This is a genomic window from Caballeronia sp. M23-90, assembly GCF_053574605.1.
In genome coordinates this window covers 1-26361 of record NZ_JBSIPA010000038.1, presented here as the reverse complement: position 1 = coordinate 26361, position 26361 = coordinate 1, and the positions used below count along the sequence as shown (strand labels likewise).

Here is a 26361-nt window from a genome sequence, read left to right as displayed (position 1 = left end):
GGACCATTCGACGTTCAGCAAGAACCGCGACCGGTTGCTCGAACACGACGTGCTGGTGTTGCTCTTCAACGAGACAGTCGAGACCGCGCGCGAACGCGGGTATCTTTCCGGGGAACACTTCAGCGTCCATTGGCTATATGGCCGAGCCGCAACTGGCGGCGGGGTTATCGGCGGATGTAAAAAGCGCGCTCGACGATGCCGCCAAGCTCGCCGAGTCGCTCGGCCACCACATCGAGCCGGCATCGTTCGGACTGGATTTCGATGCCATCGCGCACGCATTCCTCGTGATGTGGGCGGTATTAGCCGAAGAGATCGTGCTGCAGGCCGCCAAGGTCAGCGGCCAGAAGCCGAAGCGCGCTGACTTCGAGATTGCATCTTGGGCGATGGCGCATATCGGCCGGTCGATCGGCGAGAAGGACTTGCCCGCGGCGCTCGAATTGCAACGCCAGGTCATTGCAAGGATGGACGCGCTGATGACCCGCTACGACGTGTTGCTCACGCCCACGCTCGCCGCCGCGCCGTTCAAGATCGGAGCCAGGCAGCCCACGCAGTTCGAACGTTTTCAGATGGGTGTGTTGACCGCCGTCCCGGTGGAATCCCTGTTGCGGCGAATGCTGGCGGTATCGGCGAAGAAGGCTTTCGACTGGGCCGGATGCACCGAGCTTTTCAATTTCACCGGCCAGCCGGCCATGTCCGTGCCGCTTTACTGGAACGCGCGTGGCTTGCCTATAGGTGTGCAGTTTGCCGGGCGCCGCAACGAAGACGCGACGTTGTTCAGACTGGCCGCGCAACTCGAAGCTGCACGGCCCTGGTTCAGCAAGCGTCCGGCGCTGATGGTCGCACGATGATCACCCGCGCCGCTTCGCAAACCGATAATGCGCGACGCCCCATTCATTGCCCTTTGCATAACCGAACAACTCGGCAACCGCCATATAAAACATGCGCCAGCGCTGAAACCAGACGGGCGCATCAGCCGCGCCGTATGTCTGAACCAGCAACGGCATCAATTCGTTGCGCGCGGCATCGAGATTTTCGAGCCAGTGATTCGCGGTCTTTTCGTAATGCGCGCCGCTCACCCACCATTGCCGGTCGATTGTCAGGTCGTCCTGGAAATGCAGCAACAAGGATTCCGACGGCATCGTCCCGCCAGTGAAGAAGTACTTCGACATCCAGTCGCTGCCGTCCTTCACTTCAAAGTGATAAGCCAGTGTCCGATGCGCGAACACGTGCACAAAAAGCTTCGCGTCTTCGCGCATCCATCCGCAAACCTTGTTAAGCAATAGACGATAGTTCTTCATGTGCTCGAACATTTCTATCGACAGCACGCGATCAAACCCGTCGCCAAGCACCGCTTCGTCAAACTGATAATCGACGATATTCCCCGTCACCACGCGCAAGTTCGTCAAGCCACGCTCGGCCGCCATCACTTCAATAAACTCGCGCTGCCCGAGCGAATTCGATAACCCCACGATCTGCGAGCGCGGATACTTTTCAGCCAGCCACAACGATAACGATCCCCAACCGCAACCCAAGTCGAGAATGCGCTGGCCGTCATAAAGTTGCGCGCGCACGGCGTACTCTTCGAGCATCGCGGTTTCAGCCTGGTCAAGCGTTTCCTTGCCCGTTCTATACAAGCAGCACGAATATTTCAGATGCTCGCCCAGATGCCCGTGAAAAAACTCGGCCGGGACTTCGTAATGCTGCGAATTGGCGGCCTGCGTTTCGATAGCAATGGGACTTGCACGCAGTTCATCGACCAACCGATTGAAACGCTTGGAACGCGCTTCGCCGTCGTTCAAACCTTCGTCGCGCAGACGTTGTTTCATCAGCCGGCGCATTCCCAGACGCACGAGCGAGTCCGGAATCCGGCCACGCTCACACCAGTCGATCAGTCGGCCGTCCACCGGCGCTTCCTGTTTTTGTGGCTGTGGCATAGCCGCCTGGGATGACAGATCGCTCATGGAAATACTCCTCGCTATTATTGTTTATGACTGACGCGGTGGCCACGGAATCAATGCGCTGGTCGTACGCATGTAATCGGCATATCCCGCCCGCTTTTTAGCGGACTCAGCTTCCACCATAGGCACGCCAGATACTTTCATCAAGAGCCACGCCATCAGAACCGGAGGCAAAAGCATCGCGATGATCCATGATCCACTACCTACGGCCAGCGGAATGTACGCAACCCAATGCACGCATTCGAAGAAGTAATTCGGATGCCGCGAGTATTTCCACAAACCCGCGCGGCAGACCTTGCCGTGATTGGACGGATCGGCTTTGAACGCGTGCAGTTGATGATCGGCAAGCGCTTCGCCTGCAATCGATACCACCCAGACCAGCACCGCCAGCGCCACCCACAGCGCACCCGGCGGCGTCAGGCGATAAGCCGGGACAAAAAACGCGATGGACAGCAGCATCGAGATGACGACTTGAAGCTGGAAGAACCAGAACATTTTCTTGTTGGCGTCGGCGCCCCATTGCTCGCGAAACTTGTGATAACGCGGGTCTTCGTCATGACCGGCATTGCGTTTCCACAAGTGAATGCCGAGCCGCATGCCCCACACAAGCCCGCCAATCCCCACGATAACCCGCGTATGCAACTCGCCTTCCGAAAACACGGCGATAAACACGGCAAGTAGCCCGAGCGACATCGCCCAGATGGGATCGATCATCCCGGCATTCTTCGATTTGACCTGCCACGCCCAGACCGCCGAAAAGATAACGATGAGCGCAACAAACGCAATGACGGCAACGGTGAGCAAGGGCATGGAATCCTCGATGTCTTTTTATCGTTGAAATTGGACGGCATCGACTGGGACAGCGAATGACATTATTTACGCACGCCACCGCTCGGCGGATGCGACTAAGTCATTCAAGAAGGAGCATATCAACGGTCGACGTTTCATGACAGGCGTCAGGAACGTGAGCATGGGACATTCCCGCAGGGCTCAGCGGGAACACAGGAACAACGCTCATCGAGCGTCGAGTTCCTGTCCAGCGTGTGCGAGAACCGAACGATTTCGATTCGCGCGCCATTCGGATTTCAAGCCTTCTAAACTAGCGCCGGTAGTCCTTCAACCAGCAGGAATGCAACAAGCACGCCCAGCAGTGCACCGAATACGCGTAGCGTGTTCTTGCGGAACTGCGTGGCGCACGGAACCGCGCCTAAAAAGAGAATCCCCGCGAGCGCCATCGGGATGATCAGAATGAAGTCGCCGATCGTGAAGTAGGTGGTCATACTCGTCTCCCATCGTCCGTGCTCAGCGTCCACCTGAATGCGTGAGACGTCGCACGTTCGATTTGAGTATAGGACGCGCTTTTCGCTTTAAACATGCTGCAGTGCGCAAACGTTGCCGCCCTCCAACCCCGGTTCCTTAGCTGACGGGGCTTGACGTCACGATCTTTTAAGCGGATACGGAATAACCCTTGTATGAAGAAATTTACAACGGACTTTCGTTACATTCACGCGCGAATCTAAACGACCGTTCGCTGCTCTCGTTTTTCGCGCCTGCGCAGGTATTCCGCCCCGCCCACGCCGATGACCAGCAAAACAAAGACAAGACCGGTCACGCCGCGCCAGCCATCGATGGTCCAGAAATGGCCACCCCACGACCCCAGCACGCTCGATCCGATGTAATACGCGAGCAAGTACAGCGCGGCGGCCTGCCCTTTCGCGCCTTTTGCCAGCAGGCCGACCCATCCGCTTGCAACCGAATGACCCGCAAAGAAACCGAACGTCATGCACGCAATGCCCACGATCACCACAGGCAGCGAGGTCGAGAGCGTCATCGCCACGCCGGCGATCATCAACACGAGCGCCGCGATCAGCACGCGGCCGCGCCCGAAGACATCGGCCATCTTTCCGGACCACGGCGACGCCACCACGCCCGTGAGATACACCACGAAGATCGCGCCGATTTCCGTCTGGTTCAAATTGAACGGTGCCGCGATCAGCCGATACCCCACATAGTTGTAGATCGTGACGAAGCTGCCCATCAGCACGAAACCCATCAGGAACAGGAACGGCAAGCCGCGGTTTTTCAGATGCCCTGTCAACGCCGTCCGATGATGCGTAAAACCCATGCCCACGCGCGGCACGAAGCGCCTGGACGGCGGCAGCAACGCACGAAACGCAAGCGTGGCGAGCAATCCAAGCACGCCGATCCCGCCTATCGCCACACGCCAGGAAAAGAAGTCCGCGAGAATCCCGCTGATCACACGCCCCGACATTCCGCCGATTGCCGTGCCGCCGACGTAAAGCCCCATCGCGAGGCCGAGGCCATCGGGATGCACCTCTTCCGCGAGATATGCCATTGCGACGGCCGGCACGCCGCCGAGCGCGAGGCCTTCGAGCGCACGCACGATCAACAGGCCGTGCCAGCTCGGCAAGAACGCGGCGATGATCGTCAGGAGCGAAGAGATCGTCAGCGACAGCGTCATCAGCTTATGGCGGCTCCATCCTTCGGAAACGAAGCCCGCGACAAAGATCGCAATGGCAAGCGCAGCCGTCGCCACCGATACCGACAACGCGCTTTGCGCCGGACTCACGCCAAACGTTTTGGTGAACTCAGGAAGGAGCGGCTGCACACAGTAAAGCAGCGAGAAGGTGGCGTAGCCTGCAAACAGCAACGCAATCGAAGCGTGCCAGTAAGCGCGTGATCCGCGTTCGAGATAAGGCGTTGGATCGATAGACAACTTGGACGCCGGCGATGAAGTCACAAAAAGATTTCCCAGTGGCGAAACGCGTAACGATACCGGGAACCCAAGTGTCTCGCCGACGCACGGCCCAAATGCTTTCAGAAAACTTTCGCTAAATCATGTATTACGTTTGCGTCGTTTAGAAACGACGGGAGATGCCGCTCAACGAGAACCGATGCGCTAAAGTAGAGCAACCATTGAGCCGAAATCATTGGTACACGCCACGGTTCATCGCTCTTCTGCAGTGTACACACGCGGCATGGCAGTCTCGTGCACAGACCTTAGAATCCTGTGCTTCATCCAGAACCGACCGGCACGCATCACATCACCCAGGTATCTGCCGGCACATTTCGGGGAGTCATCATGCAAATCGGTTCAATCGTTCGCTCCGTCCATATCGCCGTGCCACAAGGCGCACGCGGCATCGTCATGCGGATTCTTGGCGACATGGCCATGGTTGCCTGGTACGCCGACGAACCCGGCACGTCCGAATTGCTCAACACAGAACCGTTCTTCCTCGAAGACCTGATCGATACCGGCGAACTCGTCCGGCCGACCAACGCGCTCATGCATTGAGCGCGCTGGAGAATTAAGCGCGATATAAGCGCGCGTCGCTGATGCTTCCCCCGGCGATGCGCGTCACAATGCTGGAATGAACCCGAACCATTCCGATGCACCGCGCGCGCCAAACGAGAACCCAACCTCCTCTGGCGACACCGCAAACCCGCCCGCTCCGCCCTTCGCCGATCTCACGCCCGAGCGCATGCTCGACGCGCTCGACAGCGTCCTGATGCCGATTGGTGAACGCACCGACGGCGGCATGCTCGCCCTCAACAGTTACGAAAATCGCGTGTATCAGGTCGGCATGGAAGACGGGCCGCCGATGGTCGCGAAGTTTTATCGGCCGGAGCGCTGGTCCGACAACGCCATCCTTGAAGAGCATGCGTTCGTGGCGACGCTCTACGAGCGCGAAATCCCGGCCGTCCCCGCCCGCACCATAAGCGGCGCGACGCTGCATAGCTTCGAGGGGTATCGGTTCTCCATTTTCGAGCGGCGCGGCGGACGTGCGCCGGATATCGACCGGCCGCAGACGCTGGAATGGCTGGGGAGATTTATCGGGCGGATTCACGCGGTTGGGCAGATCAAGCCTTACGTTGAACGGCCATCGCTCGATATTCAAACTTTCGGCTACGAACCGCGTGACTTCCTGCTTTCGCACGGTTTTGTGCCGGACGACGTCCGCGAAGCGTACGAGACCGTCGTGAACATGGCGCTGGAAGGCGTCGAGCGCTGCTACGACCGCGCCGGTGATATCAAAAGCATCCGGCTTCATGGCGATTGCCATCCGAGCAACGTGTTGTGGACCGACGCGGGTCCGCATTTCGTCGATTTCGACGACAGCCGCATGGCGCCGGCCATTCAGGACTTGTGGCTGCTGCTGCCGGGGGATCGCGCGGAGGCATCGCGGGCGCTGGGCGATTTGCTGGCAGGTTATGAGGATTTCTGCGACTTCGAGCCGCGCGAACTTCATCTGGTCGAGGCGCTCCGCACATTGCGGCTGATTCACTACGCGGCGTGGCTGGCACGTCGATGGAACGACCCCGCGTTCCCGGCAGCGTTTCCATGGTTCAACACGCAACGTTATTGGGAAGACCGGATTCTTGAATTGCGCGAGCAGGTCGGTGCAATGGAGGAAGGGCCGCTCTGGCCCTTGTAATCGCCGCTCTTCAAGGGAAGGCGCCGCTCCCCTTACAAAACCGTTGAAAGAAACAATTCGACGTGTAATGATAACGATTCTCATTCGAGAATTGCCTTGGCCAATGCGCATCTGTGTGCATCGGTCAGCTGAACCATCCGATATTCCCCCGAATCGTAAGACTGGAGAGACGCGTGAACGCGCCCGAAACCCTTGATCCCGCGTCCAACGCGACCACGATGCAGTACGCGCCGCACGGCGGCAGGCACATCGACGACGCCGACCAGATTTCCCGCAAACAGCGTTCGCGCCGCGCCACGTTCATCAAATGGCTACGCAAAGTGCATGGATGGGTGGGATTGTGGGGCGCGGTGCTCGGGTTGCTCTTTGGTTCGACCGGCTTCCTGCTGAATCATCGTGCGGGTCCGTTGAGGATTTCGAGCGGCGAACCGCAGGTCTCGCAGATGCAACTGGCGCTGCCCGCCCAAGGCCTCAAGTCGCCGATGGACCTCGGCAAATGGCTCAAGAAAGAACTCAAGATCGAAGGCAATCTCGGCCGGGCGAAACGTGAACCGGCGCATGCGGTGGGCTGGGGCGATCAGAAAACCATGCAGCCGGAACAGTGGACGGTGGCGGTGGCGTCGCCCAGCGGGTCGGTATCGGCGGAATATTGGGTGGGAAATGGGTTTGTATCGGTCAAGAAAAGCGACAACAGTTTTCTTTCGACCATGAGCAATCTGCACAAGGGCGTGGGATTAAGCGTGGGTTGGGTGCTGCTGATCGATACGCTCGCGGGCAGCATCATCTTGTTGTCGCTGACCGGCGTGTTGTTGTGGACCGAGTTGAACAAACGCAAGACCGTCGGCGCGGTGATCGTGGCGGCTTCGATTGTTGCGATGGTCTGGATGGGGTTGATGTAAGCGCTGCTAGTTGATTCAATAAAGAACCCCGCACGTGCGGGGTTTTTTCGTTCACGCGGGCTTGGCTTTGTTCTTGTTCCCACGCGATAACCACAGATACAAGCCGCTACCCAGCACGACGATCGTCAGTACATCGAACGCTGCCCAGAAGATCTTCAGCGGCATGCCGCCGAAATCACCAAAGTGCAGCGGCTGCGAACCGAGCAGCAACTTCAAATACCACGGCAATTCGCGCGAATCGGTGAGCGCGCCGGTTTCGGCATCGATAAGAACCGGGCGCAGCATCCGCGTCGTCAAGATGCCGTCGCCACGCATGAACACCGTGTAGTGATGCGGACTGCTGAAACGCGTGCCGGGAAATGCGACGAACGAGGGAATCATCGATGGCGCCGTGTTGCGCGCGGTCTTTATCGCTTCGTCGATGGACGCGGTTGCGACGACCGGCGGTTTGCCTTGATACGGCGCGAGCATTTGCGCGAGCTGGTCGTTGCGCCAGGCATCGAGCAGAAGGTCGGCGAGCGTGTTGATGGAACCCGTGGCGCCGACGAGCAGCGCCCAGACCAGCGTCAGCATGCCGAGCGCGTTGTGGCCATCGAGCCACGCGATGCGCCGCGACTTTTTGATCCGCACGCGACCCAAACCGACCTTCTTCCAGAACGGCAGATAGACCACCACGCCCGAGACGATCGCGGCGACAAACGTCACGCCCATCGTGCCGAGGAACAGCTTGCCGGGCAGGCCGGCGAACATATCGACGTGCAGTTTCAGCAGGATGAATTTCAGCGATCCCTTGCCCGGGGGCGCGCCTAACGCTTTGGCCGTGCGGCCATCGATGGTGGTGCTTTGGGTGTCGTCGGGCGGCGTATCGGCGCGCGGCGCGGTGACGATGATCGGCAGCATGGGTTCATCCGGCTCCCAGATCATGTATTGCGGCACGTGGCCGGGATTTTTCGTCAGCGCGGATTTCAGGATGGCGTCGTAGGTTGCGCGTGCGTTGGCTTGGTTCGCCGGGAGTTCGGGAGCTTCGATGGCATCGCCCAGAAGCACATCGAGCTCGTGGCCGAAGACCAGCGGCAAGCCGGTGAGGCACAACAAGAGCATGAAGGCCGTGCACACGATGCTCGTCCATCGATGGACGAAGGACCAGGTGCGGAGGGATTGGGGGGTGAGCATGAGGCGAATTGCGGTTTGTTCTGGTTGGGTTGCTGGGCGAGTGGGGCGTTGGACGCGTCCGGTTGGCGTCTAAATGAGAATGATTATTATATACGCGGGCGACCCAGCCTTTCGGTTTGCTTAATGGTCCGGAGAACGAAATTGCTTGGGGTAATATTCGGCCGGGTTTGTTGGGTGATTTATGAGGCGGTTTTGTGGCGTTGATGTGTGGCGGAGGCTTTGAGGTTGCGTCGATGAGACTGGCAAGCGCGAACCGGTAGCGACCGGTGTTTTACGGGGAGGTTCGCGGAATGATAGAAGCCAGATTCGTAACGGTTTTATATGGATGAGGCGCTGGCTGTGCAGTTTCTTGGCGATGCTAAGCAGCGTTTTGCAGCAGGTTCGCGGAACGAAGGTGTTGGTGGCTTTGAAAACAGTAGGTTACATGGGATGAGGTCGCGTCCTCACGGGCGCGTGGGTTGAAACACTGCCGCCGACGCGGTGTTTGAGTTGTTCACCGCGTCGCGTCCTCACGGGCGCGTGGGTTGAAACAAAACATCGCTCGAATCGGAGTGGGCACGTTTGCGGTCGCGTCCTCACGGGCGCGTGGGTTGAAACGGTGCGCCAGCAGTCACGATGCTGTCCTTGCCACATGTCGCGTCCTCACGGGCGCGTGGGTTGAAACGATCATCGATACCCGGCGCGCGATCGGATCGACAGTCGCGTCCTCACGGGCGCGTGGGTTGAAACAAGCCCAAAACTGAATACACGTCCGCCGACCTCGCGTCGCGTCCTCACGGGCGCGTGGGTTGAAACGCACTGCGCTCCGGTCATCACCACGCCCGAAACTCGTCGCGTCCTCACGGGCGCGTGGGTTGAAACGCGGCTCATCAACGGCGCTATCGCCGATCTGATCGTCGCGTCCTCACGGGCGCGTGGGTTGAAACTTCGCCGGGCGGAATCATTTCGATGGCGTTGATGTCGCGTCCTCACGGGCGCGTGGGTCGAAACACGACGCGCCCCCAAGTCTCCGGCTCAATGACATGTCGCGTCCTCACGGGCGCGTGGGTTGAAACGGTGATCACGCAGGGGTACGTGCGCAAGGTTTTGCGTCGCGTCCTCACGGGCGCGTGGGTTGAAACGGCGGACTTGTCCCGCCATGTTTCGGCGAGCGCGTTGTCGCGTCCTCACGGGCGCGTGGGTTGAAACCTTGTCGATAATCGCGAGCGCCGCTACCTCTCCATGTCTCGTCCTCACGGGCGCGTGGGTTGAAACTGGCCGAGCCACAGGAGGCAGCGTGCATCATCGTGGTCGCGTCCTCACGGGCGCGTGGGTTGAAACTTGGCGATAGCTTCCCGTTCCGCCTGCACGAGCGGTCGCGCCCTCACAGGCGCGTGGGTTGAAACTATCGCGGCCTGTGGGTGTATGGCAGCAAGCCGTTGTCGCGTCCCCACGGGCGCGTGACTTAAAAGTGGCGCAAGTACACACGGCCACCGCGCTCGAACCGTCGCGCATTCACGAGGCGGGTTGGAAAAACAGCCAAGACCGCGACGCTCCACAGCGGCAAAACGCCGCGCTTCCCCTGCACACAGTCTGAAATTGGAATGACATCAAGCTAGGTCATTCCGCGGCCCTACCAACTCACTCAAAAAATTACACCAAATTCAATTTATAAGATACCGCCGATAGTAAGCTTTGCGAATTGCAGGTTGAACATCGGTAAAGCGGCGACCCAAGCCGCCTGTTCCCCACGAGTAAAACGCCTGCCAACCGTTCCAAATGGCGACGCCCGTGACAAGAATTTTCCACGCACACTCCACGTCTAACGCTGACGAAACTGACTGGCAAACACTCCCAGATCATCTGAACGCGGTGGGAAAACGCGCGGGCCAAGCGGCCAAACATTTCAACGCAACCGTCCTCGCAGAAACGGCTGGAAAGCTGCACGATCTCGGCAAATACACTGACGCATACCAACAGCGAATCCGAGGCGGTCAACGCGTGGACCATGCCACATGGGGCGCTAAAGTTGCATCCGAAAAATACGGCGCATTAGGCCGCATGATGGCCTACGGTATTGCAGGTCACCACGCGGGATTGGCAAACGGCCGCGACCCTGGAACACGCACTCCGCTCGACGGCCGACTAGCCGCAGATCTTCCTCCCCTGTTCAACGACTACCTGAAAGACCTGACGTTGCCGGCAACGCCGAGGGAAATGGCGCCAACCACATGGCATAAAAACGCGGACCGCCTGCAGTTTCAAATGTCTCTTCTGACGCGGATGATTTTCTCGTGCGTCGTAGATGGCGATTACCTCGATACCGACCGCTTCTATTCCAAAATAGAAAATCGTCCGCTCGATCGCGACACACCCAAGCCGACGCTCATTGAATTGCGCGCAAAACTAGACGCACATTTAGGCACGTTCAAAGTCGAAAAGCACATCGATATAACCCGCGCCCAAATTCTCACGCACGCCCGATCGCACGCAAATGATCGCATCGGCATGTTCTCGCTGACCGTACCAACTGGCGGCGGCAAGACGCTGACCTCTCTGGCATTCGCGCTTGATCACGCCATCGCGCATGGCCTCGACCGCGTGATTTTCGTGATTCCGTTCACGAGCATCGTTGAGCAAAATGCGGCTGTGTTCAAGAAAGCATTCGGCGATCTGGGCGATGCCGCTGTGCTCGAGCATCACAGCGCGTTCGTTCCAACGCCCGGCAAGAATCCGGAAGCTGCGGCAAAGTTACGCGTCGTGATGGACAACTGGGACGCGCCGATTATCGTGACGACATCGGTGCAATTCTTCGAGAGCTTGTATTCATCGAAACCGTCTCAATGCCGCAAGTTGCATAACATTACGGGCAGCGTTGTCATTCTCGATGAAGCTCAGGCGCTCCCACTGAAACTGCTGCGCCCGTGCGTAGCCGTGCTCGACGAACTTGCGCTCAATTATCGAACGAGCGTCGTGCTATGCACCGCAACGCAACCCGCCCTCAACGCGCCGAAGTTCGCGGGCGGCTTCAAGGACGTAATAGAACTTGCGCCCGATCCAGAGGCACTGTTTGAAACCTTGGCGCGTGTCACCATAGTATCCGCAGGCACGCTTGACGACGACGCCCTGACCCAGCGCATGCGCGACCACGAGCAGGCGCTCGCCATCGTCAATAACAGGCGGCATGCGCAGGCGCTTTACGCGTCGATCGCAGATGAGAAAGGCGCGTGCCACTTGAGCACGCTGATGTACCCCAAACATCGAACGCGCGTATTGAGCGAAGTGCGCGAGACGCTGAAAAGGGAAAATCCGTGCCGCCTTATATCGACGTCATTGATTGAAGCTGGCGTCGATATCGATTTTCCGTACGTGTTGCGCGCCGAAGCCGGGCTGGATTCAATCGCTCAGGCGGCCGGTCGCTGCAATCGAAGCGGCAAGAGATCGCGCGCAGAGAGCATCGTCGAAGTCTTTTCGACGGCAAACCCCGATTGGGCGCCACCAAAAGCATTGATGCCGCTCGCCGACAAAGCGCGAGAAATCATGCGTGCCGCCAAGGCTGACCCGCTATCAATCGCCGCGATCAATGAATACTTCGGCGCGCTCTATTGGCAGATCGGCGCGGACAAACTAGACGGATGCAATCTGTTAGGAACAATCGAGGCCGATGGGATCGCAGCGTTCAAATTCGAGCTTGTCGATCAACAGTTCCAGATGATCGAAAGCGTGCAAATGCCGGTGATCATTCCCGCTGACGGCGAATGCAAGGCGCTGCTGCGAGACCTCGAACACACGGAAAGCTGCGGTGGCATTGCGCGAAAGCTGCAACCGTATCTCATACAGATTCCGCGCAACGCGCACGACGCACTTGCCGCCAGTGGCGCCATTCAACCGGTCGCGCCCGACAAATACGGCACGCAGTTCATGCAACTGATCACCATGAACTTATACAACGACCGTTTTGGCTTGCAGCTTGACGGCACGATGCTGCTCGATCCAGACAGCCTCATTCAATAACCCGGATTTCCAATCGGTTGCGTCCGCCTGAAGCCGCGAGCCGGCATCGGGCGGCGATGTCCTGCGTCAAATAAAGGAGAAAACGGTGGCATACGGAATTCGTTTGCTAGTAAGGGGCGAGAGGGCGTTGTTCACGCGCCCGGAAATGAAAGTTGAGCGCGTGTCCTACGACGTCATCACACCTTCGGCCGCGCGCGGCATTGTGGAAGCCATCCATTGGAAACCCGCGATTCGCTGGGTCATCGATCGCATTCAGGTGCTGAACGAGATCCGCTTCGACACCATTCGCCGCAATGAAGTTGCCAGCAAGATTCCGGCATCGAGCGCGCGCTCGGCCATGAAAAAAGGCACGCTGGAAGGCCTCGCCAACTACGTCGATGAAGACCGTCAACAGCGCGCTGCATCTATTCTCAGAGACGTAGCCTATGTGATAGAAGCACATTTCACGCTGACAGACAAAGCCGAAGAAGGTGATTCCATCGGCAAGCATCTCGACATTTTTAATCGGCGTGCGCGCAAAGGTCAGTGTTTTCAGATGCCGTGTTTCGGCGTGCGTGAATTTCCCGCTGATTTTAGTTTGCTTGAAGGCGATGCCGCAGCACCGACGCCGCACCAATCGCTGATTGCCGAAAAAGATCTCGGCTGGATACTTCACGACATCGATTTCGATAACGGCATGACGCCGCATTTTTTCAGGGCATCGATCAAGGATGGATGGATCGATGTTCCGGCGCTGCCCTTCGCTGAGCGTGCAGCATGATCTTCAAATCGCTCGTGGAATATTACGAACGCCTCGCGGCGCAGGGAAAAGTCCCGGCGTTCGGATTGACACAGGAAAAGATCGGCTACTGCATTCTGCTGGACCGCCACGGAAAGGTTCAGGACATCATCAGCCTGAGCGATCCCAGCGACAAAAAGTCGAAATGGGCCATGCTGACTGTCCCGGCATCGTTCAAGCGATCGGGCACCGCGCCGCCGCCGTTTTTCCTATGGGACAAGACGGCGTTCGTGCTCGGCGTGGAGCACAAGAAAGACTCCGATGTCCCGACGTTAAATGTTCGATCGCATGGCGTGTTCAAGGCGCTTCACCTGGAGCGTCTAGCCGATGCCACCGACGACGGCCTTGTCGCCTTGCGCAAGTTCATCGAGGAATGGATTCCCGATCAATGGCAGCAGTGTGAAGCCATCGTCAAACATGGACCGGCGATCTTCGGTGCAAACATTGTGTTTCGGCTGGATGGTGAGCAGGAATACATCCACGAACGCGCCGCAGCGCAGGAGTTGATCAAGCGATACAGCGCGACCGACGACTCCCCGCTTGGCTTGTGTCTGGTGAGCGGCGAGACACGTCCCATAGCGCGGCTTCATCCAGCGATCAAGGGCGTGTGGGGCGCGCAATCGTCGGGCGCGTCCATCGTTTCATTCAATCTCGACGCTTTTGATTCTTATGGCAAGGACCGCGGCGGGAATGCGCCTGTATCGGTACACGCGGCGTTCGCATATACAACGGTTCTGAATTACCTGCTGCTGCGCGATCCGCATCATCGTCAGTGCGTGCAAATCGGCGATGCAAGTGTCGTGTTTTGGGCGGAAGCGAAGAGTCAGAAGGAGCAAGAGGCCGCGGAAGACTTTTTCTTTAGTGCGCTGGAACCGCCGCCTAGCGACTCCGCCGAAGCCGAGAAGCTCAAACAGGCGCTTGATGCAGTCTCGGAAGGACGCGCCATGCGTTACCTCGACGTGAATCTGGATGCCGAGACCCGGATATTCGTGCTCGGTTTATCGCCGAACGCATCGCGGCTCTCGGTGCGCTATTGGTTCACTGAAGGTCTGGGCGAATTCGCGAAGCGGCTTGCGCGGCACTACGACGACCTTGCCATTGAGCCGCGTCCCTGGAAAACGCCCCCCGCCGTGTGGCGTTTGCTTGCGTCCATCGCCGCTCAGGAGAAGACTGAAAACGTTCCACCGCTCTTAGCGGGTTCCGTGATGCGCTCAATACTTAGCGGAGACCGTTACCCGCGAAATTTATTGAGCGCGGCAATCATGCGCATGCGTGCCGACGGTGATATCTCCGGATTGCGCGCCGCATTGTGCAAAGCAGTTTTGAGGCGAGATCAGCGCCTCAACAACAAAGATCACCAACAGGAGGTACCTGTGAGTCTGGATAGAAGCGTCACTACGCCGGGTTATTTACTCGGACGACTTTTTTCTGTGCTGGAAAGCATTCAGGAAGCCGCATTGCACTCAGTTAGCGCAAGCATCAAGGATCGATATTACGGATCGGCTTCGGCTATGCCCGCGGGCGTCTTTCCCGTTCTGATGCGAGGCGCCCAGAATCATCTGTCCAAGGCGATGAAAGATCCTAAGGGCAAAGGCCTCGCAATATCGCTCGAAAAAGAAGCGCAGCAAATCATTGAAGAGCTTGGCTGCGAATTTCCGAAGACACTCCGCCTTGAAGATCAAGGCCGCTTCGCTATCGGCTATTACCACCAGCGCAACGAGCGATTTCGACCGAAAGTCAGCAAGGATGGGACCGTGAACGTTCCCGATGAAACTCTGGAGACCATTTAATGACCACTATCGCCAATCGCTACGAGTTCGTTTATTTGTTTGACGTCACCAACGGCAATCCGAATGGTGATCCCGATGCTGGCAATCTGCCGCGCGTCGATCCCGAAACCAATTTGGGTTTGGTTACCGATGTCTGTCTGAAACGGAAGATCCGGAACTACGTCACGCTGGAAAAAGACAATAAGGCCGGCCACGCTATTTACATGCAGGAAAAAGCGGTTCTCAATCTCCAGAATAAGTTGGGATATGAAGCGCTCAACCTTGTGCCGGCGGACAAGAAAATGCCTAAAAATCCCAAAGATGCCGAAGCGCTCACAAAGTGGATGTGTACGAACTTCTTCGACATCCGTGCTTTTGGCGCAGTCATGAGCACGGGCGTCAATTGCGGACAAGTGCGCGGCCCGATCCAGTTAGCTTTTGCTCAGTCGATAGAACCCGTCGTGCCAATGGAAGTGTCCATCACGCGCATGTGCGTGACAAACGAAAAGGACGCGGAGAACTCGGATCGCACCATGGGCCGCAAGCACATCCTCCCCTATGGTCTGTATCGTGCGCATGGGTTCATATCGGCGAAACTTGCAGAGCGCACCGGGTTCACCAACGACGATCTCGAACTCGTGTGGCGTTCGCTGACCAACATGTTTGAGCATGACCGCTCGGCTGCCCGCGGCGAAATGGCGGCGCGCAGGCTTATCGTGTTCAAGCACGAGAGCGCATTGGGCAATGCGCCGGCGCATACGCTTTTCGATGCAGTCAGTGTCGATCGCGTGACAGAGGGCGCCGAACTTCCGGCACGACGTTTCTCCGACTACAACGTGTCCGTCGATAAGTCGAAAATTCCGAGCGGCGTCGAAGTTATCCATCGAATCTGATGCGATGACAAGCACACCCGCGGTCGACGAAACCATCGCCCTGTCCGCGCTCCAGCATTATCTGTTTTGTCCACGGCAATGCGCGCTGATCCACGTTGAACAAATATGGAGCGAGAACCTCTTCACCGCCGAGGGTCGTGTTTTGCACGAGCGCGCCGACACACCCCACGCGGAGAACCGGCAAGGCGTGCGCACCGTTACGGCAATGCCTTTATCGAACGCTGATCTGGGTATTGCCGGCGTTGCCGATGTCGTGGAATTTCATCGTCAGGATAGCGAACATGTCGAGCGCGCTTACCCTGTCGAATACAAGCGCGGCAAACCGAAAGCGCATCGGGCGGACGAAGTTCAGCTTTGCGCCCAGACGCTGTGTCTGGAATACATGTTGAAGCAGTCCATCCAGGAAGGCGCGCTCTTTTACGGGAAGACGCGCCGCCGTCGTGTTGTGTCCATCGATAAAGAATTGCGCGCGCTGACCATCGGCACGATCGATGCCGTGCGCGCGCTCGTTCGCGATGGCCACACACCTACCGCGCGTTATGAAGCAAGCCGCTGCGACTCGTGTTCGCTGATCGATGACTGCCGGCCACAAATGTTGGGTCGACATGCTTCGGCGAAAACGTGGTTCGCTGCGCGACTCGAGGACTAACTTTGCGACGACAACTCAATACGTTGTACGTCACCACCGAAGGCGCGTGGCTCAAAAAAGACGGCGCAAATGTCGTGATGGAAGTGGAAGGCGACGAACGTGCCCGGTTGCCCATCCACATGCTGGCAAGCGTCGTGTGCTTCGGGCGCGTGATGATTTCGCCGCCATTGCTCGGCTTTTGCGCTGAGTCCGGCGTGAGCGTCGCGTATCTATCGATGCACGGTCGTTTTCTCGCGCGCGTGGAAGGGCCGGTCTCGGGAAACGTGCTGCTGCGACGGGAGCAGTATCGCGTGAGCGACGACCTTGTTCGCGCCGCGCCCATCGTGCGAAATGTGGTATCCGGAAAAATACATAACCAGCGCGCCGTTCTGAACCGCGCGCTGCGTGATTACGGCGATGGTTTTGCCGACGAGATCCGTCTCGAACTCGAGCGCGCGCAGAAGCGGTTGCTGATCATTTCGCGCCGGCTGCAAAGTGAAAACGAGATCGATGTGTTGCGGGGACTGGAAGGCGAAGCCGCGCAAAGTTACTTTGGCGTTTTTCAGCATCTCGTTCGTATCGATGATCCTGCCTTCAAGTTCAATGGCCGAAGTCGACGCCCACCGCTCGACGCAATCAACGCCGTCCTTTCGTTTTTATACACGCTGATCACGCACGATTGCCGTTCGGCGCTCGAGACCGTCGGCCTGGACCCCGCTGTGGGATTTCTGCACCGCGATCGGCCGGGGCGACCGAGTCTCGCGCTCGATCTCATCGAAGAAATGCGGCCGGTGCTTGCAGACCGGCTGGCTTTATCGATGATCAATCGGAAGCAGTTGAACAAGAAAGATTTCCGTTTCCTCGATAACGGTGCGTGCCTGCTTACGGAGACATCGCGAAAGGCATTGCTCATTGCTTACCAGGAGCGGAAACGTGACGAGATCGCGCATCCGTTTCTCGATGAAAAAATCCCTCTTGGCATGGTGCCGTTTGTGCAGGCGCAGTTGCTCGCACGGCATTTGCGCGGGGACATCGACGCCTATCCGGCATTTTTATGGAAATGAGGTCATCACGATGATGGTGCTTGTGAGCTACGACGTGGCGACATCGACGGAGGGCGGCGCGCGCCGTTTGCGACGCGTCGCTCGCACCTGCAAGGATTTTGGCCAGCGGGTGCAGTACTCGGTGTTCGAGATTGAAGTCGATGCCGCCCAATGGACGCTGTTAAAACGCCGGCTTGTCAGTGTGATCGATCCCGATGTGGATAGTTTGCGGTTCTACTTCCTTGGGAATAACTGGGAGCGGCGGATTGAACACATCGGCGCGAAAGAAGCGGTGGATTTTAATGCGCCGTTGATTGTTTGAGAGGGGATTGCCGTTTTGGTTTGATTGTTTGGGCGAGTGCGAACGTGTAGCGACCGGGATTTTACGGGGAGGTTCGCGGATTTGCACGGCGTTGAATTTGTTAGGGATTTTTTTAAGCACGGTGGGAATTTGAGGACGGAGGCGTGTTTGGGCCACAGAAGAGCAGAGGTTCGCGGAATTGGGCGGTTTTTGTCTGGCAGTACAGTGGGTTAGGTTAGGTGGCGTCGCGCTCTTCACGGGCGCGTGGGTTGAAACGCAAAGCGCCTTTGTAATCAGGTTCGCCTGGGCAGTCGCGCTCTTCACGGGCGCGTGGGTTGAAACATCCATCTTGTTGATTCGATCGAGGAAGTAAGTCATGTCGCGCTCTTCACAGGCGCGTGGGTTGAAACGCGGTCGCTGGCGTGCAGTTTGATCAGCGCGGCAAAGTCGCGCTCTTCACGGGCGCGTGGGTTGAAACCACGGCGGGCGCTGGTGGTGGAGTGCAATCGATGCGTCGCGCTCTTCACGGGCGCGTGGGTTGAAACATCGCAACTGTCGCGCGAAATCGCGGCATCGATCGTCGCGCTCTTCACGGGCGCGTGGATTGAAACTCGACGACCGCAATCAGCCTTATTACGAGTATCGTGTCGCGCTCTTCACGGGCGCGTGGGTTGAAACAAATAACGAGGGACAAAGCCACTTTGCGCGCTGAGAGTCGCGCTCTTCACGGGCGCGTGGGTTGAAACCCAGACTCCTCAAACTTGAGAGCATCCTCATGCAGTCGCGCTCTTCACGGGCGCGTGGGTTGAAACTTCCCGACCTTATGCATGATCGTGACCGGGAATTTGTCGCGCTCTTCACGGGCGCGTGGGTTGAAACTGCAGCGCGATAATCGCCGCGCCCCAATCCTTGCGTCGCGCTCTTCACGGGCGCGTGGGTTGAAACTCACCGGGCGGGACGGCTCAGTGCATCGACTGCGGTCGCGCTCTTCACGGGCGCGTGGGTTGAAACTTTATCCTTGGGAGAAGCGCCCTCGCAGGCGCTGGCGTCGCGCTCTTCACGGGCGCGTGGGTTGAAACGCAACGATCGGCCTCAGTGACGCGCACCGACGTTTGTCGCGCTCTTCACGGGCGCGTGGGTTGAAACCCCTGCTTTTTGGCCGAGCTTTTGGCCGCCCCAGGCGTCGCGCTCTTCACGGGCGCGTGGGTTGAAACGGGTATGCCTCCTGTTGCATCCACCAAGTCGCGCGGTCGCGCTCTTCACGGGCGCGTGGGTTGAAACCATGAACCGAAGCGTGTCTGGAAATGTGTGCTGTTGTCGCGCTCTTCACGGGCGCGTGGGTTGAAACTTTCAACGCCAACCCGTCTTGGGTGTAGTCGACGTCGCGCTCTTCACGGGCGCGTGGGTTGAAACCACGTGCCGTACACGTTGCCGCCGGCGCCACGCGTCGCGCTCTTCACGGGCGCGTGGGTTGAAACGAAACGACGCCGCCCGATTGCATCATTGCGATCTCAAGTCGCGCTCTTCGCGAGCGCATGGGTCGAAACGCGGGTTGGGGAGTCGTGCAGCGCAACCTGTGATGTCGCACCCTTTGGGGTCACGTGGAATGAAACAAAAGCCCCTTGGCCGCGGTTAAAACCGCGTACTGTCAAGCGCTTCGCGCGTGGGTTGAAACGACCACCGACGACCAAACCAAAATCGCATAAGCGCACATTGAACTCTTCCCGATCACGCGGACCGACAGCAGCGGCACTTCATCTTCAACGCTGGCCACCCATTCTCAACTCGACCGATCGCCATGTACTATATCTCCATCACCAAACCACCTTGCGCATTGAAAAATAATTTCAACAATCCTAACGAAATCCCTCATTCGTCAACAGCGCAAACTCAATCATCCTGAAAAATTGAAATATCCATGGCCCACCACGTTCTAATCTGCCTCCCCACCTATGGCGAAGAAGTCCACGTCAATTTCGCGTTTTCGCTGCTCGGCCTGGCGCGTGAATTAAACAATTCCGGATCCACCTACGAACTGTTGCACGTTGCATCGTCGCAGATTATTCGGGCGCGTAACTTCTTCGCCAATTATTTCCTTAATAATCCTAAATTTACGCATCTGCTGTTTCTCGATACCGACATGAAGTTTCCTGCCGAAGCCGTCATCAAACTTCTGGAGGCCAACAAGACCGTGTCCGGCGTTGCTTATCCGTTCCGACGTTTCGATCTGGATCGCGCGATAACCACCGGGGACACCGGCCTGTCGATGCGCGACTGGCTCGAAAAATACGCCGACTACACCTTCGCGCCGCTGACCAATGCAGACGGCAATTTCAACTTTTCGGATGGTTTTGCCGAAGCGCGGCACATCGGCGCCGGCGTGTTCCTCGCCCAACGCGAGGCATTCGAGGTTACGCAACCGTTCACAGAATGCTACCTGCCGCCGAAACAATATGAATCGATGATACCCAACGGAAAGTTCTATGGATTTTTCGACACCATTGAAGAGGACGGCGTCTACCTGGGCGAAGACTTGTCTTTTTGCCTGCGCGCGCGCCAGGCGGGAATCTCGATTTGGGCGTTGATCGACCAGACAGTCGCGCACTACGGCGCATCCGAGGTATCGGGCAACTATCTGCGCGCTATGCAACTCCACGGCAAATTAGCCTGAGAAAACGCGCCGCGCTTGACCAGCTTAAACCTTCAATGCGCGGCGATATCAGCGCCCTCTTGCATCCCGCACACCTCGCCACTTCCTTCCAGTTCGCGCGCCGCCTTGGCGCCTTCGACTTGCAGGATCGTCGGCAACGACACACCGTTTTTAGCTGCCGTCACTTCGGCAAGAATCGATACCGCTATTTCAGGCGGCGTCCTGCTGCCAATGTAGATTCCCACAGGGCCATGCAGACGCGATAACTCGGCATCGGAGAGATCGAACTCCTTTAGCCGTTCGCGGCGCGCGGCGTTATTTTTCCGCGATCCCAACGCGCCGACATAAAACGCCGGCGTCTTCAACGCTTCCATCAGCGCGAGGTCATCGAGCTTCGGATCGTGCGTCAACGCGATCACGGCGCAACGTTCATCGAGCTTCATTTCCATGACGGTATCGTCGGGCATGGTGCGCACGATCTTCGTCCCGGGCACATCCCACTCGTCCGTATACTCCTCGCGCGGATCGCACACGGTCACGTGGTAATCCAGCCCTACCGCGATGCTGCACAAATATCGCGACAACTGCCCCGCGCCGATCACCAGCATTCGATACCGCGGTCCATGAATGGTGGAGAGCGTGTTGTCATCGAACATGACGCCATCAGTTTCCTGCGCCGGTTCGAGTTTCACCGCGCCGCTTTGCATATCCAGCGTGCGCGTCACGAGTTTTCCCGCGAGCACCGTCTCGCACAACTCGGCGATACCACTCGCCACGGACAGCGGCTCCAGCACGAGCTGAATCGTGCCGCCGCAAGGCAGCCCGAACCGATGCGCTTCTTCCGCCGATATCCCGTACTTCACACTCTCGGGTTTCGTCTGCTCAATTCCGCGTTGCCTGACGCGCTCGATCAGATCGTCTTCTATACAACCACCCGACACCGATCCCATCACCGCACCATCATCGCGTACAGCGAGCATCGCGCCTTCCGGCCGGGGCGACGAGCCCCATGTCTTGACCACCGTCACAAGCAATACGCGATGCCCGCGTTCGAGCCAACGCGCACTGTTTCTCAGGACTTCGAGATCCACGCTGTCCATGTTTTCCCCTTCTCTTTACCTTCGCTGCCGGCATCCGGAGATTGCCACGTTGCGCTGAATACGATGGTGTACGTGCACGGCACGTCGATGTCCATCGAATTTACGCGCCTTATGAATTTCGCTTTCGCGGATCTCGGCGGACGCCGTAAATGCTTCGAAACCAAAGTAAAACACAGCTGAGGAACGCCCGCTCATGTTACAGGTGCCTCACTGTCAGCGTAAAAACGCCGCCTCGGTGGGCGGCGCGAACGTCCGGCAATCTCCCCCACGCGGGGCGGGTCACTCCACCCCACGCCCCAGTTTCGAATGCTGACGCGAATACCCGAAGTAAATGGCCAGACCGATCGCGAGCCATGCAACAAACGCGACCCAAGTCACCGCTTGCAGGTTCAGCATCAAAAACAGGCAAGCCGCCACCGCGAGGATGGGCACGACCGGCACGCCCGGGCAGCGGAACGCGCGCGGCAGATCCGGATGCGTACGGCGCAGAACCAGCACGGCGATGGACACCATCGAAAACGCAGCTAGCGTGCCAATATTGATCAGTTCCGCGAGCACGTTCAGCGGCACGAGCGCGCCGATCAGTCCAAAGAAGATGCCGACGAACCACGTCGTGAAAAACGGCGTGCCGAACTTCGGATGCACGCTCGAAAGTCGCGCGGGCAACAAGCCGTCGCGGGACATTGCGTAGATGATGCGCGTCTGCCCGTAGCTCATGACCAGGATCACGGTCAGCATGCCGAGCACGGCGCCCAGATCGATGAAACCCGCCACCCACGGCTGTCCTGCGACCTGCAGCGCGTACGACACCGGATGCGAAGTGTTCGCAAACTGCGCCGCCGGCACAATGCCCGTCACGACCGCAGCCACCGCGACATAAAGCACCGTGCACACCGCAAGCGAAGAAATGATGCCGATGGGCAGATCGCGCTTCGGATTCTTCACTTCCTCGGCCGCCGACGACACCGAATCGAAGCCGATAAACGCAAAAAACATTACGGCTGCGGCGCCAAACACGCCGCCCCAGCCGTTCGGCATGAACGGATGCCAGTTCGTCGGCGTTACATGGAACACGCCAACGCCGATCACCATCAGCACGACCGCGACCTTGATCGCGACCATGATGTTGTTCACACGCGCCGATTCCTTGATGCCAATGGAAAGCAGCGCCGTGATCGCCATCATCACGAGAAACGCGGGCAAGTTGAACAAGGTGAACTGTCCAGGCACGGCGCCGGGCGCCGCGGTCAGCACGGTCGGCAGTGCGACGCCGACGCCCGAGAGCAGCGACTGCAGATACCCTGACCAGCCAACAGACACTGCCGATGTCGCCAGGCCGTACTCCAGCATCAGATCCCAGCCGATCACCCACGCCGCCAACTCGCCGAGCGTGGCGTACGAATACGTGTAGATGGACCCGGCAACCGGAATCGTCGATGAAAACTCCGCATACGCGAGCGCCGCGAGCCCGCACGCAATTGCCGCGAAAATGAACGACACCATCAGCGCCGGACCGGCCTGGACGGCGCCGGTTCCGGTGAGCACGAAAATCCCCGTGCCGATAATCGCCCCGACGCCCAGCAACGTCAGATCGAGTGCGCCGAGCGTCTTCTTGAGTCCGGCGCGCTGCGCGCCGGCGAGCATGTGCTCGATGCTTTTCTTACGGAACAGGGACATGAACAGGGAACTCCTAACCTCGGGCATGGCACGCCGGACCGGCGGCCAAAATCGATTGGAAAACCTGAGATTTTATCGGAGAGAGGAACTTGTGCGTCGCAAAACGTTGCAGATAACTTAATTTTGACTTCCGCCGGACAGTGCTTTCGAAGCAGAAATAATCAAAAGTTGCGTCTTGATGAGAAAATCAGATGGGTTTAACTTTTGTAAGCAGAATAAGAAGAAAAAGCCCCTTCTGGAGCTTTTTGTCGCGACGGCGCATTTCGTATCTCGCGCGGTTTATGTACCGCCAAACGAAAAAACCGAAGCGCGAGGCTTCGGTTCTCTTGTCCTGCCGCCAGCCAGCCGATCAATCACCCAACAAAAGCCTTTTCCACCACGTAATGTCCCGGATGATTGTTGCTTCCTTCCTGGAAGCCCATTTCATCGAGGATTTGACGCGTGTCGCGCAGCATGTGCGGGCTGCCGCAGAGCATGACGCGATCGTTTTCCACCGAAAACGGCGCGACGTCCAGATCGGAGAAAAGCTTCTTTGTTTCGATAAGATCAGTGATCCGGCCACGATTCGCGAATTCTTCACGCGTCACGGTCGGGTAATACACCAGTTTTTCCTGGATCAACTCACCCAGGTGCTCGTGCGCCGGAAGATGCTCGGTGATGAAATCCTTGTACGCGAGCTCATCGACAAAACGGCAGGTGTGCGTAAGCACGATCTTGTCGTAACGATCGTAGACGTCCGGATCCTTGATGATCGACATAAACGGAGCCAGGCCCGTGCCCGTCGACAGCAGCCACAGCGTTTTGCCGGGCAGGAGGTTGTCGGCGACCAGCGTACCCACTGGCTTCTTGCCGATCAGCACAGGATCGCCGACCTTCAAATGCTGAAGGCGCGATGTCAGCGGACCGTCCTGAACCTTGATGCTGAGGAATTCGAGATGCTCTTCATAGTTCGCGCTTGCCAGGCTGTAGGCGCGCAGCAGCGGCTTGCCGTCGACTTCGAGACCGACCATGGTGAACTGGCCGTTTTCGAAACGAAACGCGGAATCGCGCGTGCAGGTAAAGCTGAACAGCGTGTCGGTCCAGTGATGGACGCTCAGAACGGTTTGAGGATTAAGGTTGCTCATGGCTTCATGGATAGTGCGGAATCAGGGCGGCGCAGTAGTACGTGCCAGCAGCCGTGTCGACAACCGGGCACGATTGCGACGACAACACCGGAAAGGCGCAACGAAAGCAATGCTGCAGGTTGGTCATGGGCGCTCACGCGAAATTCCGGCGGCATGCTGAAACCGGGCGTGTGACTGCGAAGGCCTCCGCGGCCGGTGCGGGTATTCCGCTTCCCCCACAACCGCACGCGTAAACCGTTATTTTACCGCACACGCGATTTCAGGGTTCGAGGAGGGTTTTTCAGCGAGAGATCGGACAACACGCGGACAACACGCGGACAACCCGATACAAACCTTCCGGAGTCCGCATCATAACAACCGCCGACGGCAGCAAGGCAAAGGCCCTGCTGCCGTCACAGGCTGCCAGGCACGACGATTTCAGCGGCTGACCGCGGGCTTTAGACGCGCTGGTCCGTCGAAGGCTTTTCCCACAGGTTGATGCCGCCTTCAGTGGCGTGTTGATCGATTTCCGCCAGTTCTTCCTTCGTGAACTCGAGGTTTTTCAACGCGCCGACGTTCTCCGTCACCTGTTCCGGGCGGCTCGCGCCGATCAGCACCGACGTCACGCGTCCGCCGCGCAACGCCCACGCCAGCGCCATTTGCGCGAGGCTTTGACCACGGCGCTGCGCCAGGTCGTTGAGCTTCCTCACGTGCTCGATATTCTGCGCGCTCAAGTGCTCCTGCTTCAGTGATCCGCCACCTGGCTTGTTCACGCGTGCATCGGCGGGCACGCCGTTCAGGTACTTGCCCGTCAGAAGCCCTTGCGCCAGCGGCGTGAACGCAATGCTGCCCGCGCCGATTTCATCGAGCGTATCGAGGAGTTCTTCTTCGACCCATCGGTTCAGCATGTTGTAGGACGGCTGATGGATCAGCAACGGCACCTTGTGCTCGGCCAGCAACTTCGCCATTTCGCGCGTCTTGGCCGGCGAATACGATGAAATCCCCACATATAGCGCCTTGCCCGAATGCACGGCAGTCGCGAGCGCGCCGGCGGTTTCCTCGAGCGGCGTATCGGCATCGAAACGATGCGAATAGAAGATATCCACGTAGTCGAGCCCCATGCGCTGCAGGCTTTGATCGAGCGACGCCAGCACGTACTTGCGCGAGCCGCCGCCTTGACCATACGGGCCTGGCCACATGTCCCAGCCCGCTTTCGACGAAATCAGCAATTCATCACGATACGGCTTGAAATCGTCCTTGAACAACCGCCCGAAATTCGTCTCGGCGCTGCCATACGGGGGCCCGTAGTTATTGGCCAGATCGAAGTGCGTGATGCCGAGATCAAACGCCGTGCGCAGGATGTCGCGCTGTGTGGAGATCGGCGTGGTGTCGCCGAAGTTGTGCCAAAGACCCAGCGACAACGCCGGCAACTTCAGCCCGCTTTTGCCGCAGGTGCGGTAAGCCATCTGCGAATAGCGCTCGGAAGCTGCTTCGTAAGCCATGACGAAATCCTTAAATCAGATGTGGGAAAGGGTTTTGCAAGCACAAACGAGAAACAATCGCGCGGCGTGCCATCGATTTAATGTCGTCTGACATGCGCCGGGTCTGACATGTTATCGAATCGTGAGAACTCGTGTCGGCGTTGACCCGAAAGACATCAAGGCTATCCCGATATTAAAACCCTCGGCCGGATGGCTAATGGGGGAACGATTTACCTTCGGCATGAGCCCAAACCTGCTCACTAGAACAAGGAGAACTTTATGGACCCGCTCGACAAACTACGCCCCGTCTACAATTTTCTGATGACGGCCGGCGTTTCTTACGGCATTGACGTGCTGGTGGCCATACTCATACTGATCGTCGGCGTTCGTGCGCCCGAGCGCGCGCTTGACGGCAGCGGCAACGCGGTTCGAAATCCACCAGCCGACGATCAGTATGA

At 58.3% G+C, this 26361-nt stretch carries 21 protein-coding genes, 2 pseudogenes and 2 CRISPR repeat arrays; of the genes and pseudogenes, 13 read left to right on the top strand and 10 right to left on the bottom strand.

Going from position 1 to position 26361, the window contains the following annotated elements; genetic code table 11:
- Both ACRXB1_RS06585 and ACRXB1_RS06580 read left to right on the top strand, forming a co-directional pair.
- A pseudogene (locus ACRXB1_RS06585) lies at positions 1 to 127 on the top strand (IS5/IS1182 family transposase); the annotation flags it as partial.
- Positions 81 to 848, top strand: a pseudogene (locus ACRXB1_RS06580) (amidase family protein); the annotation flags it as partial. The pseudogenes ACRXB1_RS06585 and ACRXB1_RS06580, both read left to right, overlap by 47 nt.
- Here ACRXB1_RS06580 and ACRXB1_RS06575 read toward each other — a convergent pair.
- The 4 genes from ACRXB1_RS06575 to ACRXB1_RS06560 form a co-directional block, all read right to left on the bottom strand.
- Positions 849 to 1961: an SAM-dependent methyltransferase gene (locus ACRXB1_RS06575; RefSeq protein ID WP_075359058.1), complete on the bottom strand. Its 1113-nt coding sequence runs from the start codon at positions 1959 to 1961 to the stop codon at positions 849 to 851. It abuts the pseudogene before it with no gap.
- Between the two features lie 24 nt (positions 1962 to 1985).
- A complete protein-coding gene (locus ACRXB1_RS06570) occupies positions 1986 to 2768 on the bottom strand; it encodes a DUF1295 domain-containing protein (RefSeq protein WP_449491512.1) in 783 nt (260 codons plus the stop codon).
- A gap of 284 nt (positions 2769 to 3052) precedes the next feature.
- Entirely contained in the window at positions 3053 to 3238 is a 186-nt protein-coding gene (locus ACRXB1_RS06565) for a hypothetical protein (RefSeq protein WP_047895389.1), read from the bottom strand.
- Positions 3239 to 3474: 236 nt separating this feature from the next.
- Entirely contained in the window at positions 3475 to 4719 is a 1245-nt protein-coding gene (locus ACRXB1_RS06560; protein ID WP_449491511.1) for an MFS transporter, read from the bottom strand.
- 342 nt (positions 4720 to 5061) lie between these two features.
- Between ACRXB1_RS06560 and ACRXB1_RS06555 the strand changes: the two genes are divergently transcribed.
- From ACRXB1_RS06555 to ACRXB1_RS06545, 3 genes are all read left to right on the top strand, one after another.
- On the top strand, positions 5062 to 5274 hold the full coding sequence (locus ACRXB1_RS06555) for a hypothetical protein (RefSeq protein ID WP_047895387.1): 213 nt from the start codon (positions 5062 to 5064) through the stop codon (positions 5272 to 5274).
- Between the two features lie 76 nt (positions 5275 to 5350).
- Positions 5351 to 6415: a serine/threonine protein kinase gene (locus ACRXB1_RS06550; protein WP_449491510.1), complete on the top strand. Its 1065-nt coding sequence runs from the start codon at positions 5351 to 5353 to the stop codon at positions 6413 to 6415.
- A gap of 173 nt (positions 6416 to 6588) precedes the next feature.
- Positions 6589 to 7314, top strand: coding sequence for a PepSY-associated TM helix domain-containing protein (locus ACRXB1_RS06545; protein ID WP_449491509.1), 726 nt, complete (start codon positions 6589 to 6591; stop codon positions 7312 to 7314).
- Positions 7315 to 7365: 51 nt separating this feature from the next.
- Here the strand turns inward: ACRXB1_RS06545 and ACRXB1_RS06540 are convergent, their stop codons facing one another.
- Complete coding sequence (locus ACRXB1_RS06540; protein WP_449491508.1) at positions 7366 to 8487, bottom strand: PepSY-associated TM helix domain-containing protein; 1122 nt, start codon at positions 8485 to 8487, stop codon at positions 7366 to 7368.
- A gap of 434 nt (positions 8488 to 8921) precedes the next feature.
- Positions 8922 to 9938: direct repeats of the CRISPR family, unit length 31 nt; unit sequence GTCGCGTCCTCACGGGCGCGTGGGTTGAAAC.
- Positions 9939 to 10245: 307 nt separating this feature from the next.
- Here ACRXB1_RS06540 and cas3 point away from each other — a divergent pair.
- The 8 genes from cas3 to ACRXB1_RS06500 all read left to right on the top strand — a co-directional run bounded on the left by cas3 (position 10246) and on the right by ACRXB1_RS06500 (position 20563).
- Positions 10246 to 12480, top strand: coding sequence for a CRISPR-associated helicase Cas3' (gene cas3, locus ACRXB1_RS06535; protein WP_449491507.1), 2235 nt, complete (start codon positions 10246 to 10248; stop codon positions 12478 to 12480).
- 85 nt (positions 12481 to 12565) lie between these two features.
- Positions 12566 to 13240, top strand: a complete 675-nt coding sequence (cas5c, locus tag ACRXB1_RS06530; RefSeq protein ID WP_449491506.1) for a type I-C CRISPR-associated protein Cas5c — start codon at positions 12566 to 12568, stop codon at positions 13238 to 13240.
- A complete protein-coding gene (cas8c, locus tag ACRXB1_RS06525) occupies positions 13237 to 15048 on the top strand; it encodes a type I-C CRISPR-associated protein Cas8c/Csd1 (RefSeq protein WP_449491505.1) in 1812 nt (603 codons plus the stop codon). Before cas5c ends, cas8c begins: the two co-directional genes overlap by 4 nt.
- Positions 15048 to 15920, top strand: a complete 873-nt coding sequence (gene cas7c, locus ACRXB1_RS06520) for a type I-C CRISPR-associated protein Cas7/Csd2 (RefSeq protein WP_449491504.1) — start codon at positions 15048 to 15050, stop codon at positions 15918 to 15920. Before cas8c ends, cas7c begins: the two co-directional genes overlap by 1 nt.
- Positions 15921 to 15924: 4 nt before the next feature.
- Positions 15925 to 16569 carry a CRISPR-associated protein Cas4 gene (cas4, locus tag ACRXB1_RS06515; RefSeq protein WP_449491503.1) on the top strand — a complete coding sequence of 215 codons (645 nt, stop codon included), beginning with the start codon at positions 15925 to 15927 and terminating at the stop codon, positions 16567 to 16569.
- A gap of 2 nt (positions 16570 to 16571) precedes the next feature.
- Positions 16572 to 17612 (top strand): type I-C CRISPR-associated endonuclease Cas1c, encoded by a 1041-nt coding sequence (gene cas1c, locus ACRXB1_RS06510; protein ID WP_174363835.1) that lies wholly within the window; start codon positions 16572 to 16574, stop codon positions 17610 to 17612.
- 10 nt (positions 17613 to 17622) lie between these two features.
- Positions 17623 to 17913, top strand: a complete 291-nt coding sequence (gene cas2 / locus ACRXB1_RS06505) for a CRISPR-associated endonuclease Cas2 (protein WP_449491502.1) — start codon at positions 17623 to 17625, stop codon at positions 17911 to 17913.
- 223 nt (positions 17914 to 18136) lie between these two features.
- A CRISPR array of direct repeats spans positions 18137 to 19439; the repeat unit is 32 nt; unit sequence GTCGCGCTCTTCACGGGCGCGTGGGTTGAAAC.
- A 371-nt stretch (positions 19440 to 19810) separates the two neighbouring features.
- On the top strand, positions 19811 to 20563 hold the full coding sequence (locus tag ACRXB1_RS06500) for a glycosyltransferase family 2 protein (RefSeq protein ID WP_062168632.1): 753 nt from the start codon (positions 19811 to 19813) through the stop codon (positions 20561 to 20563).
- A 32-nt stretch (positions 20564 to 20595) separates the two neighbouring features.
- Here the strand turns inward: ACRXB1_RS06500 and ACRXB1_RS06495 are convergent, their stop codons facing one another.
- The 5 genes from ACRXB1_RS06495 to ACRXB1_RS06475 form a co-directional block, all read right to left on the bottom strand.
- Entirely contained in the window at positions 20596 to 21642 is a 1047-nt protein-coding gene (locus tag ACRXB1_RS06495; RefSeq protein ID WP_062168630.1) for an XdhC family protein, read from the bottom strand.
- 279 nt (positions 21643 to 21921) lie between these two features.
- Positions 21922 to 23319, bottom strand: a complete 1398-nt coding sequence (locus tag ACRXB1_RS06490) for an amino acid permease (RefSeq protein WP_062168628.1) — start codon at positions 23317 to 23319, stop codon at positions 21922 to 21924.
- 353 nt (positions 23320 to 23672) lie between these two features.
- Positions 23673 to 24443 (bottom strand): ferredoxin--NADP reductase, encoded by a 771-nt coding sequence (locus ACRXB1_RS06485; protein ID WP_449491501.1) that lies wholly within the window; start codon positions 24441 to 24443, stop codon positions 23673 to 23675.
- A 437-nt stretch (positions 24444 to 24880) separates the two neighbouring features.
- Positions 24881 to 25924: an L-glyceraldehyde 3-phosphate reductase gene (gene mgrA / locus ACRXB1_RS06480; protein ID WP_075359066.1), complete on the bottom strand. Its 1044-nt coding sequence runs from the start codon at positions 25922 to 25924 to the stop codon at positions 24881 to 24883.
- A 276-nt stretch (positions 25925 to 26200) separates the two neighbouring features.
- Positions 26201 to 26353: a hypothetical protein gene (locus tag ACRXB1_RS06475; protein WP_449491513.1), complete on the bottom strand. Its 153-nt coding sequence runs from the start codon at positions 26351 to 26353 to the stop codon at positions 26201 to 26203.
- Positions 26354 to 26361 lie beyond the last annotated feature (8 nt).

What these genes read in the sequence shown, in the direction of transcription:
- ACRXB1_RS06575 (WP_075359058.1), bottom strand. Translation starts at nt 1,961, where the DNA reads ATGAGCGATCTGTCATCCCAGGCGGCTATGCCACAGCCACAAAAACAG.
- ACRXB1_RS06570 (WP_449491512.1), bottom strand. Translation starts at nt 2,768, where the DNA reads ATGCCCTTGCTCACCGTTGCCGTCATTGCGTTTGTTGCGCTCATCGTT.
- ACRXB1_RS06565 (WP_047895389.1), bottom strand. Translation starts at nt 3,238, where the DNA reads ATGACCACCTACTTCACGATCGGCGACTTCATTCTGATCATCCCGATG.
- ACRXB1_RS06555 (WP_047895387.1), top strand. Translation starts at nt 5,062, where the DNA reads ATGCAAATCGGTTCAATCGTTCGCTCCGTCCATATCGCCGTGCCACAA.
- ACRXB1_RS06550 (WP_449491510.1), top strand. Translation starts at nt 5,351, where the DNA reads ATGAACCCGAACCATTCCGATGCACCGCGCGCGCCAAACGAGAACCCA.
- ACRXB1_RS06540 (WP_449491508.1), bottom strand. Translation starts at nt 8,487, where the DNA reads ATGCTCACCCCCCAATCCCTCCGCACCTGGTCCTTCGTCCATCGATGG.
- cas3 (WP_449491507.1), top strand. Translation starts at nt 10,246, where the DNA reads ATGGCGACGCCCGTGACAAGAATTTTCCACGCACACTCCACGTCTAAC.
- cas8c (WP_449491505.1), top strand. Translation starts at nt 13,237, where the DNA reads ATGATCTTCAAATCGCTCGTGGAATATTACGAACGCCTCGCGGCGCAG.
- cas7c (WP_449491504.1), top strand. Translation starts at nt 15,048, where the DNA reads ATGACCACTATCGCCAATCGCTACGAGTTCGTTTATTTGTTTGACGTC.
- cas4 (WP_449491503.1), top strand. Translation starts at nt 15,925, where the DNA reads ATGACAAGCACACCCGCGGTCGACGAAACCATCGCCCTGTCCGCGCTC.
- cas2 (WP_449491502.1), top strand. Translation starts at nt 17,623, where the DNA reads ATGATGGTGCTTGTGAGCTACGACGTGGCGACATCGACGGAGGGCGGC.
- ACRXB1_RS06500 (WP_062168632.1), top strand. Translation starts at nt 19,811, where the DNA reads ATGGCCCACCACGTTCTAATCTGCCTCCCCACCTATGGCGAAGAAGTC.
- ACRXB1_RS06495 (WP_062168630.1), bottom strand. Translation starts at nt 21,642, where the DNA reads ATGGACAGCGTGGATCTCGAAGTCCTGAGAAACAGTGCGCGTTGGCTC.
- ACRXB1_RS06490 (WP_062168628.1), bottom strand. Translation starts at nt 23,319, where the DNA reads ATGTCCCTGTTCCGTAAGAAAAGCATCGAGCACATGCTCGCCGGCGCG.
- ACRXB1_RS06485 (WP_449491501.1), bottom strand. Translation starts at nt 24,443, where the DNA reads ATGAGCAACCTTAATCCTCAAACCGTTCTGAGCGTCCATCACTGGACC.
- mgrA (WP_075359066.1), bottom strand. Translation starts at nt 25,924, where the DNA reads ATGGCTTACGAAGCAGCTTCCGAGCGCTATTCGCAGATGGCTTACCGC.